Source organism: Pseudomonas sp. MF09156 (assembly GCF_059862305.1).
The window spans coordinates 525,047-543,160 of record NZ_JCBCUR010000003.1; the positions used below are offsets into that span (position 1 = coordinate 525,047).

At 63.7% G+C, this 18,114-nt stretch carries 15 protein-coding genes; 9 read left to right on the plus strand and 6 right to left on the minus strand.

Features of this window, described 5'->3' with window-relative positions; genetic code table 11:
- Window positions 1-39: 39 nt before the first annotated feature.
- Both AC19YY_RS11420 and AC19YY_RS11425 read right to left on the minus strand, forming a co-directional pair.
- Complete coding sequence (locus tag AC19YY_RS11420) at window positions 40-849, minus strand: energy transducer TonB (RefSeq protein ID WP_169953931.1); 810 nt, start codon at window positions 847-849, stop codon at window positions 40-42.
- 238 nt (window positions 850-1,087) lie between these two features.
- A complete protein-coding gene (locus AC19YY_RS11425) occupies window positions 1,088-1,939 on the minus strand; it encodes a LysR family transcriptional regulator (RefSeq protein ID WP_170042320.1) in 852 nt (283 codons plus the stop codon).
- Window positions 1,940-2,043: 104 nt separating this feature from the next.
- Here AC19YY_RS11425 and AC19YY_RS11430 point away from each other — a divergent pair, with 104 nt between their 5' ends.
- Window positions 2,044-2,505: a nucleoside deaminase gene (locus AC19YY_RS11430; protein WP_170058187.1), complete on the plus strand. Its 462-nt coding sequence runs from the start codon at window positions 2,044-2,046 to the stop codon at window positions 2,503-2,505.
- Window positions 2,492-3,676, plus strand: coding sequence for a CynX/NimT family MFS transporter (locus AC19YY_RS11435; RefSeq protein WP_172312424.1), 1,185 nt, complete (start codon window positions 2,492-2,494; stop codon window positions 3,674-3,676). Before AC19YY_RS11430 ends, AC19YY_RS11435 begins: the two co-directional genes overlap by 14 nt.
- A 93-nt stretch (window positions 3,677-3,769) precedes the next feature.
- Here AC19YY_RS11435 and AC19YY_RS11440 read toward each other — a convergent pair whose 3' ends face one another.
- Window positions 3,770-6,118 (minus strand): TonB-dependent receptor, encoded by a 2,349-nt coding sequence (locus AC19YY_RS11440; protein ID WP_500604189.1) that lies wholly within the window; start codon window positions 6,116-6,118, stop codon window positions 3,770-3,772.
- Between the two features lie 155 nt (window positions 6,119-6,273).
- Between AC19YY_RS11440 and AC19YY_RS11445 the strand changes: the two genes are divergently transcribed.
- Entirely contained in the window at window positions 6,274-7,218 is a 945-nt protein-coding gene (locus AC19YY_RS11445) for a LysR family transcriptional regulator (RefSeq protein ID WP_170059488.1), read from the plus strand.
- Window positions 7,219-7,377: 159 nt separating this feature from the next.
- Window positions 7,378-8,982, plus strand: coding sequence for an alkaline phosphatase family protein (locus tag AC19YY_RS11450; protein ID WP_500604190.1), 1,605 nt, complete (start codon window positions 7,378-7,380; stop codon window positions 8,980-8,982).
- Window positions 8,983-9,133: 151 nt separating this feature from the next.
- Here the strand turns inward: AC19YY_RS11450 and AC19YY_RS11455 are convergent, their stop codons facing one another.
- Window positions 9,134-10,039: a TauD/TfdA dioxygenase family protein gene (locus AC19YY_RS11455; RefSeq protein ID WP_169953937.1), complete on the minus strand. Its 906-nt coding sequence runs from the start codon at window positions 10,037-10,039 to the stop codon at window positions 9,134-9,136.
- A 181-nt stretch (window positions 10,040-10,220) separates the two neighbouring features.
- Between AC19YY_RS11455 and AC19YY_RS11460 the strand changes: the two genes are divergently transcribed.
- Entirely contained in the window at window positions 10,221-11,141 is a 921-nt protein-coding gene (locus AC19YY_RS11460; protein ID WP_169953938.1) for a LysR family transcriptional regulator, read from the plus strand.
- 198 nt (window positions 11,142-11,339) lie between these two features.
- Here the strand turns inward: AC19YY_RS11460 and AC19YY_RS11465 are convergent, their stop codons facing one another.
- The gene (locus AC19YY_RS11465) at window positions 11,340-12,341 is read right to left on the minus strand and encodes an ABC transporter substrate-binding protein (RefSeq protein WP_170042314.1); all 1,002 of its coding nucleotides are present in this window, start codon (window positions 12,339-12,341) and stop codon (window positions 11,340-11,342) included.
- Window positions 12,342-12,627: 286 nt separating this feature from the next.
- On the opposite strand from AC19YY_RS11465, the gene AC19YY_RS11470 reads away from it, so the two are divergent.
- From AC19YY_RS11470 to AC19YY_RS11480, 3 genes are read left to right on the plus strand one after another with little or no spacing between them, the layout of a single operon-like run.
- Window positions 12,628-14,226: an ABC transporter permease gene (locus tag AC19YY_RS11470; protein ID WP_492633957.1), complete on the plus strand. Its 1,599-nt coding sequence runs from the start codon at window positions 12,628-12,630 to the stop codon at window positions 14,224-14,226.
- Entirely contained in the window at window positions 14,223-15,038 is an 816-nt protein-coding gene (locus AC19YY_RS11475) for an ABC transporter ATP-binding protein (RefSeq protein WP_169953941.1), read from the plus strand. The genes AC19YY_RS11470 and AC19YY_RS11475 overlap by 4 nt, the downstream gene beginning before the upstream one ends.
- Window positions 15,039-15,053: 15 nt before the next feature.
- Complete coding sequence (locus AC19YY_RS11480) at window positions 15,054-16,664, plus strand: arylsulfatase (protein ID WP_500604191.1); 1,611 nt, start codon at window positions 15,054-15,056, stop codon at window positions 16,662-16,664.
- A gap of 128 nt (window positions 16,665-16,792) precedes the next feature.
- Here the strand turns inward: AC19YY_RS11480 and AC19YY_RS11485 are convergent, their stop codons facing one another.
- A complete protein-coding gene (locus AC19YY_RS11485) occupies window positions 16,793-17,479 on the minus strand; it encodes a Crp/Fnr family transcriptional regulator (RefSeq protein WP_170058191.1) in 687 nt (228 codons plus the stop codon).
- Between the two features lie 83 nt (window positions 17,480-17,562).
- Here AC19YY_RS11485 and AC19YY_RS11490 point away from each other — a divergent pair, with 83 nt between their 5' ends.
- Complete coding sequence (locus AC19YY_RS11490) at window positions 17,563-18,087, plus strand: Mpo1 family 2-hydroxy fatty acid dioxygenase (protein ID WP_169953944.1); 525 nt, start codon at window positions 17,563-17,565, stop codon at window positions 18,085-18,087.
- Window positions 18,088-18,114 lie beyond the last annotated feature (27 nt).

The window sequence follows — 18,114 nt, forward strand, 5'->3', positions numbered from 1 at the left end:
GCGGTCCTCGGTGTAAGCGATAGAGTGTCGAGCAAAGGCTCAATGAATCTTGAAATCGATAGGTACGCTGACCCAGCCATCCTGGGCCACGTCGCCCTGCTTGGCGGGCACGAAGCTCCAGCGCTTCACGGCGCTGAGTGCGGCGTCGTCGAGTTGCTGGCGACCGCTGCTCTTTTGCACCTGGATTTCACCGGGCTTGCCGCTGGCCAATACATGCACCCGCAACAACACCGTGCCTTCCCAGCCACGGCGCTGGGCCAGTGATGGGTACTCGGGCGCCGGGTTCTTCAGGTACGCAGCGTTGGCCGAAGCAGGCGTCACCGGTGCCGGCGCAGGCGCAGCTGGCGTGGGCGCGGGGGGTGCCGGCTGGGGTGGCGCAGGCGGCTGTTCGACGGCTTTGGGCACCGGCTTGGGTTCGGGCTTGGGCACAGGTTTTGGCTTGGGCTTGGGAACCGGCTTGGGTGGCGCCGGCTTGGCCGCCAACTCATCCACGACCGGTGGCGGTGGTTCTACAACTGGCGGCGGTGGCGGTACAGGCGGCGGCGGTTCCACCACCGGCGGCGCCGGCTGGGAAAACTCGATGGTCATCGGTGGAATTTCCGGCGGCACAATCGGCAGCACCGGCACCGGTTTCTGGCTGACCCAGTAGATCACCGCGCCATGCAGCGCCAGCGCCAACAGGCCCAATAAAATGCCTTCACGGCGGCTCAAGATCCCCTTGGGGGTTTTCTGCAAACGCAACTGCCCCAAGGGCGCACGATGCGGCCGGCCAAGGTCGACCAACTCACCACTCGGTGCCTGGCGCCACTGCGCCTCATGTGCACTGGCGGCGGTCTGGACATTGCCCATTGATTCACTCCCTGCTGTCTTCAGCGAAAAAACCGACGGGCCTGCGGGGCGACCGTCGAGAGCTGAATCATCGGGGGCAGACGCTTATCTCTTAAAGTAATCTTTAAAGTTATACATAGACCAAACAGGAATATGAAAAATCAGCGCTTGGCCCAAAGCCACGCCCCACGGGGCCTGGCGGCGAGAGGCAAAATCATGATGCTTTGCGGGCATGCAAAATATTCCTCAAAGGCATGGCTCAGCGCGGGCTGGCCTCGCATAAATCCCACAATTGCCCCTGCAGGCTCTGCCCCGCCGCCCCCATCCCATTGCGCCCATACAGCGCCAGCCGCACGCCCTGCACCGCGGGCAAACCACTGTCGGCGCCGAGCACCACATGCCCGGCCTGCACCACCCGCTCAGGCAGCAGGCTGATGCCCAACCCCGCCGCCACCGCCGAACACACACTGGCCAAGCTCGCGCTGGAATAGCCAATGCGCCAGCGCCAGCCACCGACTTCCAGGTGCTGGAGCATTTCATTGCGGTACAGGCCGCCCACCGGGAACGCCACCAAGGGCAATGGGTCGCGGCCCAGGGCCGGCATGTGGCGGCTATCGACCCAGCACAACGGCTCCGGCCAGGAGGCCAGGCAGTCGTCGCTGTCGCCCATCTGCTTGACCAGCAACACATCGAACTCACCGCCGCGATACTGACGCAACAGCGCCGGCCCCAGGCCGCTGGTGACCTCCAGGCGCACCCGTGGGTAGGCCACGACAAACGCCGACAGCAACGGCATCAAGCGCTCGGCGGCAAAATCCTCGGGCACGCCCAGGCGCAGCACACCGTCGCTCTGCTGGTTGATCAGCACATCGGCGGCTTCTTCGTTGAGTGCCAGGATGCGCCGCGCATAGGCCAGCAGGCGTTCACCCTCGACCGTTGCCACCACCCGGCGCTGATCACGGTCGAGCAAGCGGCAGCCGACACTGTCTTCCAGGCGGCGCAATTGCTGGCTGACCGTGGATTGGGTGAGGTGCAGGCGTTCGGCGGCGCGGGTGAAATTCGCACAATCGACAACGGCGACAAAACTGCGCAACAGCACGGGATCGAACATGAACACCACCATCGGGTTTGCCACTGGTTGGCATGGTTATATTTAATTTCAGAATACCCCAGGCGGTGGCCATACTTCGCGTTCACCGAGAGGGGAGATTTTCCATGACTGACGATCAGCGTCATCTGCAACGCGCCGTTGCCCTGGCGCAGGACAACGTGGCCCGTGGCGGACGGCCGTTTGGCGCCGTCCTGGTCAAGCACGGCGAGGTGTTGGTGGAAGCGGTCAACCAGATCCACCTCGACCAGGACCCCACTGCCCATGCCGAGATGCTCGCCATTCGCCGCGCCAGCGAGCAACTGGGCCCACGCCTTGAAGGCTGTGTGATCTACGCCAGCGGCCAGCCGTGCCCGATGTGCCTGGGCGCGATGTATATGTGCGGCGTATCCCGCGTGGTGTTTGCCGCGAGCAATGAAATGGCCGCGCCTTTTGGCCTGTCGACCGCAGCGATTTACCAGCAGATGGGCCTGGCACTGAGCGCACAGCCCTTGCCCCTCGAGCACTTGCCTGTGCCGGCCATGCAAGCCCTTTACCGTCAATGGAAAACCCTGCATGACCCTGAATAAATCCCTCGCCGGCTGGGGCCTGCTGGTCGTACTGGGCCTCAACCTGCGGCCGATCCTCAGCTCTATCAGCCCGTTGCTCGGGGAAATCCGCCTGGCCACCGGCCTGAGTTTCCAGAGCAGTGCCTTGCTCACCAGCCTGCCGGTGGTGTGCATGGGGCTGGTGGCGCTAGTGGGCATCCGTGTCGAGGCGCAGCTGGGCGAACGACGCGGGATTGCCCTGGGCTTGATGATGATCCTGCTGGCGTGCCTGGCGCGCTGGCTGCTGGGCCAGGCACCGGCACTGCTGGCCACGGCGTTGCTGGGCGGCGCCGGGGTGGCGCTGATCCAGGCGCTGGTGCCGGCGATGATCAAGCGCCAGTTCCACCACCGGGTGCCACTGGCGATGGGGGTGTACTCAGCCTCGTTGATGGGTGGCGGTGGCTTGGCGGCGCTGCTCAGCCCGCTGGTGGCCAGCCATTTCCAGCACTGGCAGGCTGGCCTCGGCATCTGGCTGCTGCCGGCGCTCGGCGCGTTGCTGCTGTGGGCGTGGCTGCCGTTGGGCGCGGCGAAAAACCTGCAGGTGAGCGCGCCGCTCCAGGGCCTGCGCAATCGTCGCGCCTGGTTACTGGCGCTGTATTTCGGCCTGGTGAACTGCGGGTACATGAGCATGGTGGCGTGGCTGCCGGCGTACTACCAGCAACTGGGTTGGGGCGTGCTGCCCAGCGGCTCGCTGCTGGCGTTCATGACGATTTTCCAGGTAATTGCCGCGCTGTTGATGCCGGCGCTGGCGCAACGCGGTATCGACCGCCGGCCCTTGCTGACCATCAGCCTGCTGGCCCAGACCGTGGGCTACCTCGGCCTGCTGCTGGCGCCGCTGCAATACCCGCACCTGTGGGTGGCGCTGATCGGCTTCGGCCTGGGGGCATGTTTTGCCCTGAGCCTGCTGTTGACCCTGGACCATCGCCGCGACCCACGGGAAGCCGGGCAACTGGCGGCATTCGTGCAGGGCGTGGGTTTTCTGATCAATGCCGTGTCGCCGTGGATGACCGGCTGGCTGCGCGAACTCACCGGCAGTTTTGTCAGCGCCTGGGTGGTGCTGACCGTGACGGTGATCGCAATGCTGGTGGTGACCCGGGTCTTCAGCCCGGCCACCTACCGCACAGAGCCTGCGCGCGAAGCCGCCCTGCTGTAGGAGCCGGCTTGCCGGCGATGGCGGTGGGTCAGATATCGATCCGGTGACCGATAGACCGCTATCGCCGGCAAGCCGGCTCCTACGGATGGGGGGCTAGAAGTCGTAGCGCCCGGTCACCCCCAGCGTGCGCGGGGTGCCCAGCAGCCCTTCATAGCCACCGTTGCCGCCTGTCCACAGGGTGGTGTAGTAGGTCTTGTCGAAGGCGTTTTTCAGCCATAGCGACACGTCCCACTGACCCTGCTGGAAATCGCCGCGCAGGCCGGTGGACAGGTTGACCACCGCATAACCCGGGATCTGCCCGTAATCCGAATCCTCCACCGTACCCACCGCCTTGGAGCGGTAGGCATAGCTTGCGGTGACGTAGGGCTCCAAACCGTTATCCAGGTTCCACTTGTATTCGCCGTTGGCGTTGGCAATCCACTTCGAGGCGCCCACCACCGGGTGCCCGCTGAGATCGCACGAGGCCGGTGCACCCGGGCGCAGGCTGACTTCCGGTGGGCATGGCGCATCTTTGTACGACAGGTAGCGCACATCGTTGAACGAGCCATTGATGTTCAGCGTCAGGCCACGCATCGGCACCAGGGTGCTTTCCAGCTCCACCCCACGCGAGCGCACGGAGCCGGCGTTGGTCAGGTACTGCACGCGGTTGCCATAGTCGTACGCGTTGGTCTGGTAGCCGTTGACCTGGGTCCAGAACAGGTTGGCGTTGAGTTGCAGGCGACGGTCCCACAGCGTGCTCTTAAAGCCCAACTCGGCGTTGTTGGCGCGCTCGGTGCCGATCAACAGCGAGTCTGCGCCAGCGGTCGGGGCAGAGCCCACTGCCAGGTTGACCCCGCCGGATTTCTCACCGTGGGACAAGGTCGCATAGCCGAGCAAGTCATCGCTGAAACGGTAGCTGAGGTTGAGCAGGCCAGAAGGGCTGGTGCTGTACTGGTTGAGATCGCCCGAATCGTAGGCTCCGGCACGGCCACGGCGTGCGGTGGCTGCCGCGCCCGTCACCGTTGCGCCACCCAGCGGCGCGTTGCGGCTGACCGAGGCGCTTTTTTCTTCATAGGTGCCGCGCAGGCCGGCAGTGAAATCCAGGCGTTCGGTAAGGTGCCAGGTGCCCTGGGCGAACAGGGCAAAACTGTCGGTGCGGATATGCCCGTTGCCGACGCTGCTGACATTGCTCAAGGCCCCAGCAGGCGTGCCGTTCCAGATATCGGCCTGGGGCCCGTAGTAAGCGAAGGATTTGTTGTCCAGGTCGGAGCCAAAGTAGTAAGCGCCCACCACGTAATCGAAGAACCCACCGGTAGGCGAGGCCAGGCGAAACTCCTGGGACCACTGTTTATCTTCCACCGATACGCCAGCGTTATACGAGGCCGGCACGTTAAGGCCGTCGTCGTTGCGCGGGGTGAAATTCCACCAGCGGTAGGCGCTGACCGAGGTCAGGGTGAAGTCGCTGGGCAGGGTCCAGTTGGCCTCAAGGGACGTGCCACCCTGGAACACCGTGACGCGCTGGTCGTTGTCCAGGTTGACCTTGCGGTGGGAGCCGTTGACCAGGGTCGCCCCGGCCGCATCGGCCCGCGATTGGTAGAGGTTGGTGCCGTTGATGGTCGGGCCGGTGCTGTACAGCACGCGGGTGCCGGCGCTGGAGTCCTCTTCGTTGTAGTCGCCGATCCAGCGCAGGTTGAACGCCTCGCTGGGTTTGTACAGCAGTTGCCCGCGAAAGCCCTGGCGTGAACCGCCGTTGAGGTCGTGGCCGTTGTATTGGTTCTGGATATCGCCGTCGCTGCGGGTGCGATAGGCCGAAAAGCGCCCGGCCAGCTCATCGTTGAGCGGCCCGGAAATCGTGCCCTTGGTCTGGAAATAACCGTCTTCGCCCACCGAGGTCTCGATGCTGCGCTCCGGGGTGAAGCTCGGCGCGCGGGTGCTGATATTGATCACCCCGGCCGTGGTGTTCTTGCCAAACAGCGTGCCTTGCGGGCCGCGCAAGACCTCAAGCTGCTCGATGTCCATCAGGTCGAATACCGCCATGCCCGGGCGCCCGAGGTACACGTTATCGATATACAGCCCGACACTGCCTTCCAGGCCATCGCTGGCCGGGTTGTTGCCCAGGCCGCGAATCGACACGCTGGACTGGCGCGCATGCATGTAGGCGACGTTGACGCTGGGCACCAGTTGCTGCAAATCCTGGATCCGATAGACCCGCTGGCTTTCCAGCGCCTGGCCACCGATCACACTCATGGGCGTGGGTACTTCCTGGGCGCTTTCGGTGCGGCGGCGGGCCGTCACGGTGACCGTTTCCAGTTGCCCGCTGGCGCTCTCGCCCTTGCGCGCGGGGGCGGGTGTTTCGGCGGCCTGGCTCGGCAACCAACTGGCACTGCCCGCCAGCAACAGCGCCAGGGGCAGGCGCTTGAGCCGCCAGGGGGAAGACGGTACAGCGGGCTTCGACACACTCATAAGCGGCTCCGGAATCGCGGAATATGCACAGTTACATATTCTATAAAGTTATTTATTTATGTTTTTACAAACATTTACTGCATAAGAGATAGCCTTTATAAGGAGTCGACCTAATGCATAGCCAATGCATTTCCCCGATATTTTTAATGTGAAAAATGCATATCGACTTGCGCCAGCTCCGTCACTTCATCGCCCTCGCCGAACAGCGCAGCTTTGTCGCGGCCGCGACCACCGTGAACCTGTCGCAATCGGCCTTCAGCCGTAGCATCCAGGCCCTGGAGCACAGCGCCGGCTGCCAACTGGTGGATCGCGGGCGCAAGGACCTGGCCCCGACCAAGCAAGGCCAGGTGCTGCTGGAACATGCACGGCGCCTGGTCAGCGGCGCGCAGCAGTTGGCCAACGAGATCAGCCAGTTCAACGGCCTGGAAGCCGGCGAGCTGCGCTTTGGCTGCGGCCCGGCCCCGGCGGCCGGGTTGATCCCGCGCGCGATCGGCAGCTTTATCGGGCGCTACCCCAAGGCTCGCGTGCAGTTCCAGGTGGATGACTGGCAAAGCCTGGGCAAGCGCCTGCTCAGCGAAGAGTTCGAATTCTTCGTCGCCGACACCCGCCACTTCGAAGCCAACCCCGACTACCAGACCCACCGCCTGCGCCCGCGCAAATGGCACTTTTGCTGCCGCAGCGGGCACCCGTTGGCCCAGCGCGAAAGTGTCAGCGCCGCCGAGCTGATGAGTTATCCCCTGGCCGTGACCATCCGCCCGCCGAACCTGCGCAAGGTCATCGTCGACCTCAGCGGCCGGCCGGACTACACGCCCAATGTCGAATGCGAGAACGGCTACAGCCTGCTGGGGGTGGTGCTGCGTTCCGACGCCATCGGTATCGTCAGCGCCAACAGCGACGTGCTGCACATGGCCCGGGGCGACTTGGTGTGCTTGAAGATCGACGGCCTGGCCGAGGACCTGGAGGAGCGTTACACCCGCTATGGCATCGTCAGCCGGGCGGGGTATCGGTTGTCACCGCTGGCGGAGGCGATGATCGAGCAGATCAAGGAGGTGGATGAGCAGGATGAGCAGGTGTGTGCGCTGGAGAATCTTGCGGTCTGAACGACCGCTATCGCGGGCAAGCCTGCTCCCACAGGTTGATCGCACTCCAATGTGGGCTGACCATGCACCCACTGCATAAAACCCATTCCCCAAATGCACTTGCCTCAGCCCCGCTTCACCGGCGAAAAACACCGCCTGTTCCCCGTTCGGTAAACCCTCATGTCCCCTGTGCGCAACGTGCTCTACATCATGTGCGACCAACTGCGTCGCGATTACCTTTCCTGCTACGGCCACGCCCACCTGCACACGCCCAATATCGATCGCCTGGCCGCCGCCGGCGTGCGTTTCAGCCGCGCCTACACCCAGGGCACGATCTGCGGGCCGTCGCGCATGTCGGCCTATACCGGGCGCTACGTCAGCAGCCATCAAGTGGCATGGAACGCCGTGCCGCTGCCCCTGGAAGAGCTGACCATCGGCGACTACCTGCGCCCCCACGGCATCCGCACCGCGCTGGTGGGCAAGACCCACGCCACGCCCAATCTCGACGCCTTGCAACGCCTGGAGATCGACCCCGACAGCGCGCAAGCGCAGCCACTCAACGAGGTCGGATTCGAGGCGTACTTTCGCCATGACGGGATCTTCCCCGACAGCCCGCTGTTCGAAAGCAAGCGCGAGTCCGCGCCCTACACCCACTACCTGCGCGAACAGGGTTATGCCGGCGCCAACCCCTGGCATGAATGGGCCAACGCCGCCGCCGGCGATGACGGGGAAGTGCTGAGTGGCTGGCACATGCGCAACGCCCACTTGCCGGCGCGGGTGGACGAGGCGCATTCGGAGACGGTCTACACCACCGACCGCGCCATCGACTTTATCCACGAACAAGGCGAGCAGCCCTGGTGCCTGCACCTGTCGTACATCAAGCCGCACTGGCCCTATATCGCGCCTGCGCCGTATCACGCGTTGTATGGCGTCGATCAGGTGCAGGCGCCCATCCGCGCCGAGCCCGGGCAGGCCAGCGATCACCCGGTGTACCAGGCCTTCCGCCAACACCAGGAAAGCCTGAATTTTTCCCGCGACGAGGTACGGCTACGGGTGATTCCCACCTACATGGGCCTGATCAAGCAGGTCGATGACCAGCTCGGCCGGCTGTTCGATGTGCTGCACAGCACTGGCCGCTGGGATGACACGCTGATTGTGTTCACCAGCGACCATGGCGACTTCCTCGGCGACCACCACCTGGGCGAAAAAGAGTTTTTGCTGGAGCCGGCGGTGGGGGTTCCGCTGATTGTCCGCGACCCGCGTGCCGCTGCCGATATCAGTCGGGGTACGGTGGACGCGCGCCTGGTGGAAACCATCGATGCCCTGCCCACGTTCCTTGAGGCCCTGGGCCTGCCCAACGCCGAGCATCGCCTGGAAGGCCGCTCGCTGATCGCGCTGCTGCATGGCCTGGAAACCGACTGGCGCCGCTACGCCATTGCCGAGTACGACTACGCCTTCCAGGCCCCGGCCCGCGAACGCCTGGCGCAACCGATCGACCGTTGCCGCATGACCATGGTGCGCAGCGAACGCTGGAAATACCTGGCCTATGACGGCTTTCGCGCGCAGCTGTTCGACCTCGAAAACGATCCCCAGGAACTGCACGATTTGGGCGCTGACCCGGCGTATGCCCCGGTGCGCGAAGAGCATCAGGGCTATCTGTTCGAATGGCTGCGGGGTTTGAAGCGGCGCACCACCATCAGCCACGCGGAGATTGACCTGCGTGGCCAACGGTTTCGTTATGGGGAGCCAGAAGCGGAAAAGGTGGTGCAGATTGGGGTTTGGTAACCCCCCAAATCCCCTGTGGGACGCGGGCTAGTGTGGGAGCGGGCTTGCTCGCGAAAGCGGTGGATCAGCCAACACAGTTGTTAACTGACATACCGCTATCGCGGGCAAGCCCGCTCCCACAGTTGATCTCCCACAGTTGATCTGCGCTGGGCTACACGCCCTTGATGGTCTGGCTCCGCTGCCCCTGTACCCCGACCGGCACATCACCCTTGAGGGTCACGCGGCGCACGATGCGTTCCTGGGTGCCGTAGTCATCCACTGCGTAATGCTGGGTGGCGCGGTTGTCCCAGATCGCTACGTCGCCGGTGTTCCAACGCCAGCGCACGGTGTTTTCCAGGCGGGTGACGTGGCTTTGCAGCAAGTTGAACAAGTGCGCGGAATCGGCCTGCGAGTAGCCCTTCAGGCGCTTGACGAAATGCCCCAGCAGCAAGGTCTTCTCGCCGCTGACCGGGTGTACGCGCACCACCGGGTGCTCGGTCTCGTACACCGTCGAGGTGAAGATCTTGCGGTATTCCTCGAGCTTTTCAGGCGCCACATCCGGCTTGCGCGCGGCGTAGTCGTATTCGTTGCTGTGTACCGCCCACAGGGTGTCGGCCAGCGCGCGCACTTCGGGCGTCAAGTCGTTGTAGGCGCTGGAAGTGTTGGCCCAGACCGTGTCGCCACCCGATGGCGGCGCCAGCACCGAACGCAGGATCGAGGCCTTGGGGTACGCATCGACGAAGGTCACATCGGTGTGCCAGGAGTTGGCACGATGACCACGGGCGCCATCGAGTTCCAGCAAAAACCGCGTGCCATCGCGCACCGGCACCGTGGGGTGGGCAATCGGCTCGCCGAGCAAGTGGGCAAACGCTTCCTGGCTCTGGTCATCGAGGTGAGTCTGCTGCCGAAAGAAGATCACCTTGTACTGCACCAGCGCTTGCTGGATGGCGTCGACGGTGGCGGCGTCGAGGTCGCCGGACAGTTTGATGCCCCGGATCTCGGCGCCGATACGCCCGGCGACCGGGTGGATATCCAGCGCCAGGGCGACGGGTTGAACAGCGAGTGCGGCATTGCTCATTGGATGACCCTCATGTGTCTGCTTACGGTTGGGTGACGCTGTGCCAACGCTCTATTCATATGCAATTTAGGTCTAGCAAATGAACACATGCTTCGTTGACGGAATAAGAGCTTGCATTTAAAACCTCAGCTCCCCTGGTCGCAAATGCCTTCGACCTATTTTTAAAATGCCGGGAAAGCATATGGATCTTCGCCAACTGCGCTACTTCATCGCCCTCAACGAACACCGCAGTTTTGTGCGCGCGGCCGACGCCATGGGCATCACGCAACCGGCGTTCAGCCGCAGCATCCAGGGCCTGGAACAGGAATTTGGCTGCGTGCTGGTGGACCGTGGCCACAAGGATCTGCGCCCCACCCCGGAGGGCCAGGTGGTGCTGCAACATGCCCTGAGCCTGGTGCACGGCGCCGCGCTGCTGAGCAGTGAAGTGACGCGCATGACCAAGCTCGATGCGGGCGAACTGCGCTTCGGTTGCGGCCCGGCGCCAGCGGTGAAGCTGGTGCCGGACGCGGTGGCGCGCTTCGTCAACGCCCACCCGAAAATCCGCACGCGGTTCCAGGTGGATAACTGGGAAACCCTGAGCCGCAGCCTGAGCCGGGAAGAGATCGAATTCTTTATCGCCGACATCCGCCAGTTCGAAGCCGATCCGAATTTTCAGACCCAGGCGCTTTCGCCCAAACGCGGGGTATTTTTTTGCAGGCCTGGCCACCCACTGCTGGCCAAGGACAGCCTTTCGACCAACGACATGTTCGACTACCCGCTGGCGTCGCCGCTGATCTCCCAGGGCATTCGCAAACTGCTGGCGAACCTCAGCGGGCGCATGGACTTTTCACCGAGCATCCAGACCGAACACTTCCCGGCGCTGGTGAAGATCGTGTTGCAGTCCAACGCCATTGGCGTGGGCACCGAGGAAGCCTTTGCCGAGGACATCGCCCGCGGCGCCCTGGTGCTGCTGCACTGGCGCAACCTGCCACAGAACATGGAGACCATGAGCGCGCGGTGCGGGATCGTCAGCCGCACCGGCTCGCGCTTGTCGCCTGCGGCAAAAGCGATGATCGAGACGTTGGTGGCGGTGGATCGGCAGGAGGTGGATGTGGCGGTCTGAAAGACGCCATCGCGGGCAAGCCCGCTCCCACATTTGACCGCACTCCCATGTGGGGGCTGGCTTGCCTGCGATGAGGCCCGTTCATGCACTGTAGATTTCACTTCGCGGTCTAGCAGGCCCCTGTAGGAGCCGGCTTGCCGGCGAAAAACCTGAGCACACTGCGGGGCACCAGGCACCCCGCGTTATCGTTGAAGGCTCCTACAGTTGCGCCGCCGCCAACCCCGGCACCACCCAATCACTGACCTGGAACGACTTGCGAATCAGCCGCTCCTTCGAGGCCAGATCCACCGCGTCCTGCAGTTTGCCCAGGAACACCGGATCCAACGTCGACGGGAAAATCTCACTGAGTTTCTGGTCCTTCAGATCATTGGTCAGAATCACCGGCGGATAACTCGCCAGCCCCGACACCAAATCGATATACGCCTGCTTGTTGTTGTCATCGGTCAACCACTGCACCGCCTGCTGCTGCGCCTTGAGCAGCTTGGCCACCACCTCGGGATGGGCGTCGACAAACGTGCCGCTGCCCACCAGCACCGCCTGGATGCTGCCTGCGTCGCCAAGGTCCTTGGTGGTCAGGGGGATTTCGGCCAGGCCCTTGGCCTGCAATGAACTGAGATTCGACCCGCCCCAGGTCGCATCGATCTGCTTGGCGGCCAGGGCGGCCACGGCGGCGTTGAAATCCAGGTTGATGATCTTCAGGTCCTTTTCACTCAAGCCCTGGCTGGCCAGGGCGCCGTTGAGGGACAACTGGGTGGCCGTGCCGCGAAACACCGCCACGCGCTTGCCCTTAAGGTCCTGCAAGGTCTTGATCCCCGAGCCCGGCACCACGCCCAGGTATTGCTTCACCCCGCGAGCGGTGGCGCTCAACAGGCGGGTGTCGAGGCCATTGGAACGGCCGATGATCGCTGCCAGGTCGCCCAGGTAAGCCAGGTCCACCTGGCCGTTGGCAAAGGCTTCATTGATCACGGGGCCGGCGCCCTTGAAGTAATTCCACTGGATCTTGATGCCCTGGTCGGCGAAGGCTTTTTCAAAGATCTGCTGGCTCCTCAGCACATCCGTCAAGCCACCACCGCTGTTCTGGGTACCGGCGCTCAGGTCGGGCACGGCGATGCGGATTTCCTTGAGGTCGGCGGCATGCACCAGCCCGGCGAGCGCGGTGCCGGCGACCAGGGTGATCAAGCGTTTAAAGGGCAGTTTCATAGCGGTGCTCCTGTGGGCGACGGTGGCCTTTGGAGCAGAAAGTACGCACAACACGATCAAAACTTTAAATACTATAAATTCACAATTTAATAGCTTTTTGGACTATGCAGCCGCAGACGCCGGTTCCAGAGGGTTATGCATCAACAGCATGGAAAATATTCTCCAAATGCATTGGATGCGTGTCGGGCAGAGGCTTTAAATGGTTTTTCTTATCCCTAAATAATCTTGATTGTTTATTTATAAGATCAAAATCACATAACGCACTCGCCGACCACGGAGGTCTTCCATGGCCCGAATCTCACTGTTGAGCCTGCCGCTCGCCGCCCCTGCCAAGGCCGGGCGGGCACATTGGCCGAACCTGAGTGAACGCCTGCTGCCATGGCTGCTGCCACTCACGCTGTTTGCGCTGTGGTGGCTGGCCAGCCGTCAGCACTGGATGAGCGAGCAGATATTGCCCGCCCCCGCGCTGGTCTGGAGCAGCGCCGTGGAACTGGCCGGCGGCGAGTTGTGGAGCCATTTGGCGATCAGCCTGCAACGGCTGTTCTGGGGATTGCTCGCAGGGGTCGGCGCCGGGGCGTTGCTGGGTGCGCTGCTGGGCTTGAGTGCCCGCGCCGAGCGCCTGGTGTTCCCCACCTTCAGCGCCCTGTCGCAAGTCCCGACCCTGGCCTGGATCCCGCTGTTCATGGTGTTTTTCGGGATCGGCGAAACCCTCAAGCTGGTGGTGCTGGTCAAGGCGATTGTGGTGCCCGTGACCCTGCACACCCTGGTCGGCGTGCGCGACGCCCAGCCCGGTTTACGCGAGGCCGCGCGGGTGCTGCGCTTACCCACGCACCTGCTGATCCGCCGGCTGATCCTGCCCGCCGCACTGCCCGCCTTCATGGCAGGTGTACGCCTGGCCCTGGCCGCCGGCTGGACCTCGTTGCTGGCCGTGGAATTGCTGGCCTCCAGCGAAGGCATCGGCTACCTGATGGTGTGGGCACGGCAGCTGTTCATGCTCGATATCGTATTTGTATGCATCGTGGTCATTGGCGTGCTGGGCGTGGCGATGGATCGCGGCATTGGCTGGCTGGATCGCAAGTGGGTGCACTGGCCCCATCCGGCGACCGCGCAGATCCGCCGTGGCCCGCACTACCAGGGCTGGCAACGCCTGCAACCGTGGTTGCTGCCCTTGAGCCTGTTGGCGCTGTGGCAGTCGGCGACAGCCCTGGACTGGGTCGATCCCAATATCCTGGTCAGCCCGTGGACCGTGTTGTACACCACCGCCAGCGGCATATTCGATGGCAGCCTGCTCAGCGCCCTGGGCAAAAGCCTGGGACGCACCTTGAGTGGCTTGCTCCTTGGCGGCGGGCTGGGTTTTGCCCTTGGCCTACTGTTGGGCCTGTCGCGCCGCAGTGAGCGGGTATTGGGCCCGACCCTGGCGGCGCTGCGCCAGATCGCGATTTTTGCCTGGGTACCGCTGCTTACCGCCTGGTTCGGCCTGGGGGAGTTGGCCAAGTCGGTGTTTATCGCCCTTGCCGCGTTTTTCCCGCTGTTTATCGCCACCCAACGCAGCGTGCTCAACCTCTCGCCGCAGCTCAATGAAGCCGCCCAGGTGCTGCGCCTGAGCCTGGCCCTGCGCCTGCGCCGCCTGGTGCTGCCGGGGGCGGCGGCGGGCATTTTTGCCGGGCTGCGCCTGAGCCTGATCTACGCCTGGCTGGGCACCATCGGCGCGGAATATTTCATGCCGTCCAATGGCGGCATCGGCAGCCTGATGATCGGCGCCCAACAGCTGCTGCGCATGGACCTGATCATGAGCGGCATGCTCCTGGTCGGCCTCACGGGCGCGGCACTCAACCTTATCGGCCAACGCATCGAAACCCGCGCCACGCGCTGGAGACACGCATGACTGCACCTATCGTCAGCTTCAACCATGTGGGCAAGACCTTCGACGTCGATGGCTTCGAGCTGGAGGCCATCCGCGAATTCAACCTGGACATTGCCGAGGGCGAGTTCGTCGCGATTGTCGGTTCCAGCGGCTGCGGCAAATCCACCTTGCTGCGCCTGCTGATCGGCCTGGATACGCAGTTTCGCGGCGAAATCCGCGTCGATGGCAAGGCAGTGCAAGGCATCGGCGGCGAGCGCGGCATCGTGTTCCAGGAACACCGTTTGTTCCCGTGGCTGACGGTGGCAGAAAACATCGGCCTGGGCCTGGTCAACGAGCCTTTGAGCGAGGCCCAGCGCCAACAGCGCATCAGCGATTTTATCGAGCTGGTGGGCCTCACCGATTTCACCCGCGCCTACCCACACCAATTGTCCGGCGGCATGGCGCAACGGGTGGCAATCGCCCGCGGCCTGGTGGCCAGCCCGCGCATCCTGTTGCTGGACGAGCCCTTCGGCGCCCTCGACGCCCTGACCCGCCAGCAGATGCAGGATGAACTGCTGGCGATCCGCGCCCGCGCCAGGATCACCACGGTGCTGGTGACCCACGATGTGGAAGAAGCGATTTTTCTTGCCGACCGCGTGGTGGTGATGGAGCCCCGGCCCGGGCGGATCAAGCAGGTGGTGGACATCGCCCTGCCCCATCCGCGCCAGCGCAGCAGTTTCGACTTCCACCAATTGCGCGAAGAACTGCTGCACGAGCTGATCAGCGACGACCATTACCAGCCGCCGCTGCGTGAACAGATCCGTGACCTGCCCCTGGCGTTTATTGCCTGCTGAATGAGGAGTGTCTTGATGTCGCAACGTCCCAACTTTCTAGTGATCCTGGCCGATGACATGGGCTTCTCCGACCTCGGGGCCTTTGGCGGGGAGATCTTTACGCCGCACCTGGACGCCCTGGCGCTCAACGGCCTGCGCCTGACCGATTTTCACACCGCGCCCACCTGCTCGCCGACCCGCTCGATGCTGCTCACCGGCACTGACCACCATATCGCCGGGATCGGCACCATGGCCGAGGCGCTGACCCCGGAGCTGATCGGCAAGCCGGGCTATGAGGGCTACCTCAACGACAAGGTGGTGGCCCTGCCCGAACTGCTGCGCGACGCCGGTTACCAGACCATGATGAGCGGCAAATGGCACCTGGGGCTGACCGCTGAGCTGGCGCCCCACGCCCGGGGTTTCGAGCGCTCGTTTTCGCTGCTGCCGGGGGCGGCCAACCACTATGGTTTCGAGCCGCCCTACGACGACACCACCCCTGGCCTGCTCAAATCCACCCCGGCGCTGTATATCGAGGACGACCGCTTCGTCGAGCAATTGCCCGAAGGTTTCTATTCCTCGGATGCCTTTGGCGACAAGCTTTTGCAGTACCTCAAGGACCGCGACCAGGCCCGGCCGTTCTTCGCCTACCTGCCGTTTTCCGCCCCGCACTGGCCGTTGCAGGCGCCGGTAGAGATCGTCGACAAATACCGTGGCCGCTACGACGCCGGCCCCGAGGTGCTGCGCCTGGAGCGCCTGGAAAAACTCAAGGCCCTGGGGCTGATCGATGCCGAGGTCGAGCCCCATCCGCTGATCGAACTGAACACCCAGTGGGCGGCCCTGAGCGATGAACAACGCCAGGTCTCGGCGCGGGCCATGGAAGTGTATGCGGCGATGGTCGAGCGCATGGACTGGAACATCGGCCGGGTGGTGGAGTACCTGCGCCAGCAGGGGCAACTGGACAATACCTTCATCCTGTTTATGTCCGACAACGGCGCCGAGGGCGCGCTGCTGGAAGCCTTCCCCAAATTCGGGCCTGAGCTGCTGACTTACCTCAACCAGCATTACGACAACAGCCTGGGCAACATCGGCCGCGCCAACTCCTATGTCTGGTATGGACCGTCCTGGGCCCAGGTGGCGACCGCGCCGTCGCGCCTGTTCAAGGCCTTCACCACCGAAGGCGGGATCCGCGTGCCGGCGCTGGTGCATTACCCGCAGCTGGCACTCAAGGGTCGGATCAGCCATGGCTTTGGCACGGTGATGGATATCACCCCGACCATTCTCGACCTGGCCGGCGTGCGCCACCCCGGTAAACAGTGGCGCGGCAAGCCGATTGCGCCGCTGCGGGGCAAGTCGTGGCTGGGCTTTTTATCTGGGGAAACCGCGCAGGTGCACGACGAACATACCGTCACCGGCTGGGAGCTGTTCGGCCGCCGGGCGATTCGCCAGGGGCAGTGGAAGGCGGTGTACATCCCAGGGCCCGTGGGGCCGGCGACCTGGCAGCTGTATGACTTGGGCAGGGATCCTGGAGAGATCCATGACCTAGCGTTGAGCCAGCCGGAAAAGCTGGCGACCTTGATTGGCCATTGGCAGCAGTATGTGGAGGAGACCGGGGTGGTGCTGAGTGCTTCGCCGTTTCAGCCGGACTGAGGTTTTTCAGTGTCTGGGCTGGCCCCATCGCGGGCAAGCCCGCTCCCACATTTGACCGAGTACATTCTTTGGAATGTGGTCGGATGTGGGAGCGGGCTTGCTCGCGAAAGGGCCGCTACAGGCACCGCCTACCCCTGCGCCATCTCCCGCAACCGCAGGGCATCAAGTATCTCAATCTCCCCATACCCCAACCGCACAACGCCCTGCTCTTGCAACGCCTTGAGCAGCGCATTGATCGTCTGGCGCGACACCCCCAGCATCGCCGCCAAATCTTCCTGCGCCAGTTGCACCACGCGCCGCGAGCCGTCGATCTCGCCATAACCCTCGGCAATCATCCACAACCGATGGGCCACCCGCACCGACGCCGGCGCAAGGCTCAACTGCTCGATATTGATAAAGGTCAGCCGCAACTTCTGGCTCATCAACAACGCCATGTCCCGCCAATAGGCCGGGCTTTGCGCAAGCAAGTGCAGGATCGCCGACTGCGGCACCTGCAACAGCGTGCAAGGCCCGACCGCACAAGCGTCATGGGTGCGTGGCAGGCCGTCGAACACGGCGATTTCGCCAAACCAGAAGGGCGCTTGCGCCAGGCTCAACAACGCCTCCTTGCCCTGGGCGCTCACTGCGCTGATCCGCAGGCTGCCATCGAGCACCGCATACAAGCCGCACGGTGGGTCACCGCGCTTGAACAGCACCTGCCCCGCCGCCAGCTGCCGCACGCGGGCGTGGGCCAGCAAGCTATGCTGCAAGGGAGCAGGCAGATGGCGGTACCAGTGACCGCTGGACAGGCGCCCATGCCAAGACTCTGCGTCCATGAGAACTCCAAAGATTGTCGCCCAGTTGACAGTTTGTCGCAGTCCTACAGGGCATGATCAAGCATCCTACAGGAGGAATAACAATGAAAAGCCTCGTCGACCACCTCAGCCAATACGCCGCCTACCACCGCGACCCGCGCAACATCGCCAGCCACTTTATCGGCATCCCCATGATAGTGGTGGCCGTCGCCGTGCTGCTGTCACGCCCCGAATGGCAGGTGGCCGGCCTGTGGCTATCACCGGCGGTGCTGCTGGCGCTGTTTTCTGCAGGGTTCTACCTGCGCCTGGAACTGGCGCTGGGGGTGTTGATGAGTGTGCTGATGGGCCTGTCGGTCTGGGCTGGGCATGTGCTGGCGGCGCAAAGCACGCTGGTGTGGCTCAGCAGCGGCATCGGCCTGTTTGTGCTGGGCTGGGTGATCCAGTTTGTCGGCCATTACTACGAGGGGCGCAAGCCGGCCTTTGTCGATGACGTGTCCGGGCTGATCGTGGGGCCGCTGTTTGTGGTGGCGGAGTTGGCGTTTTTGCTGGGGTTGCGCCATGAGCTCAAGCGGCAGATTGAAGAGCGGTCGGGGCCGGTGCGCGCGCTCGCTCGACACACACCTGTGTAGGCGCTGGCTTGCCTGCGATAGCATCAC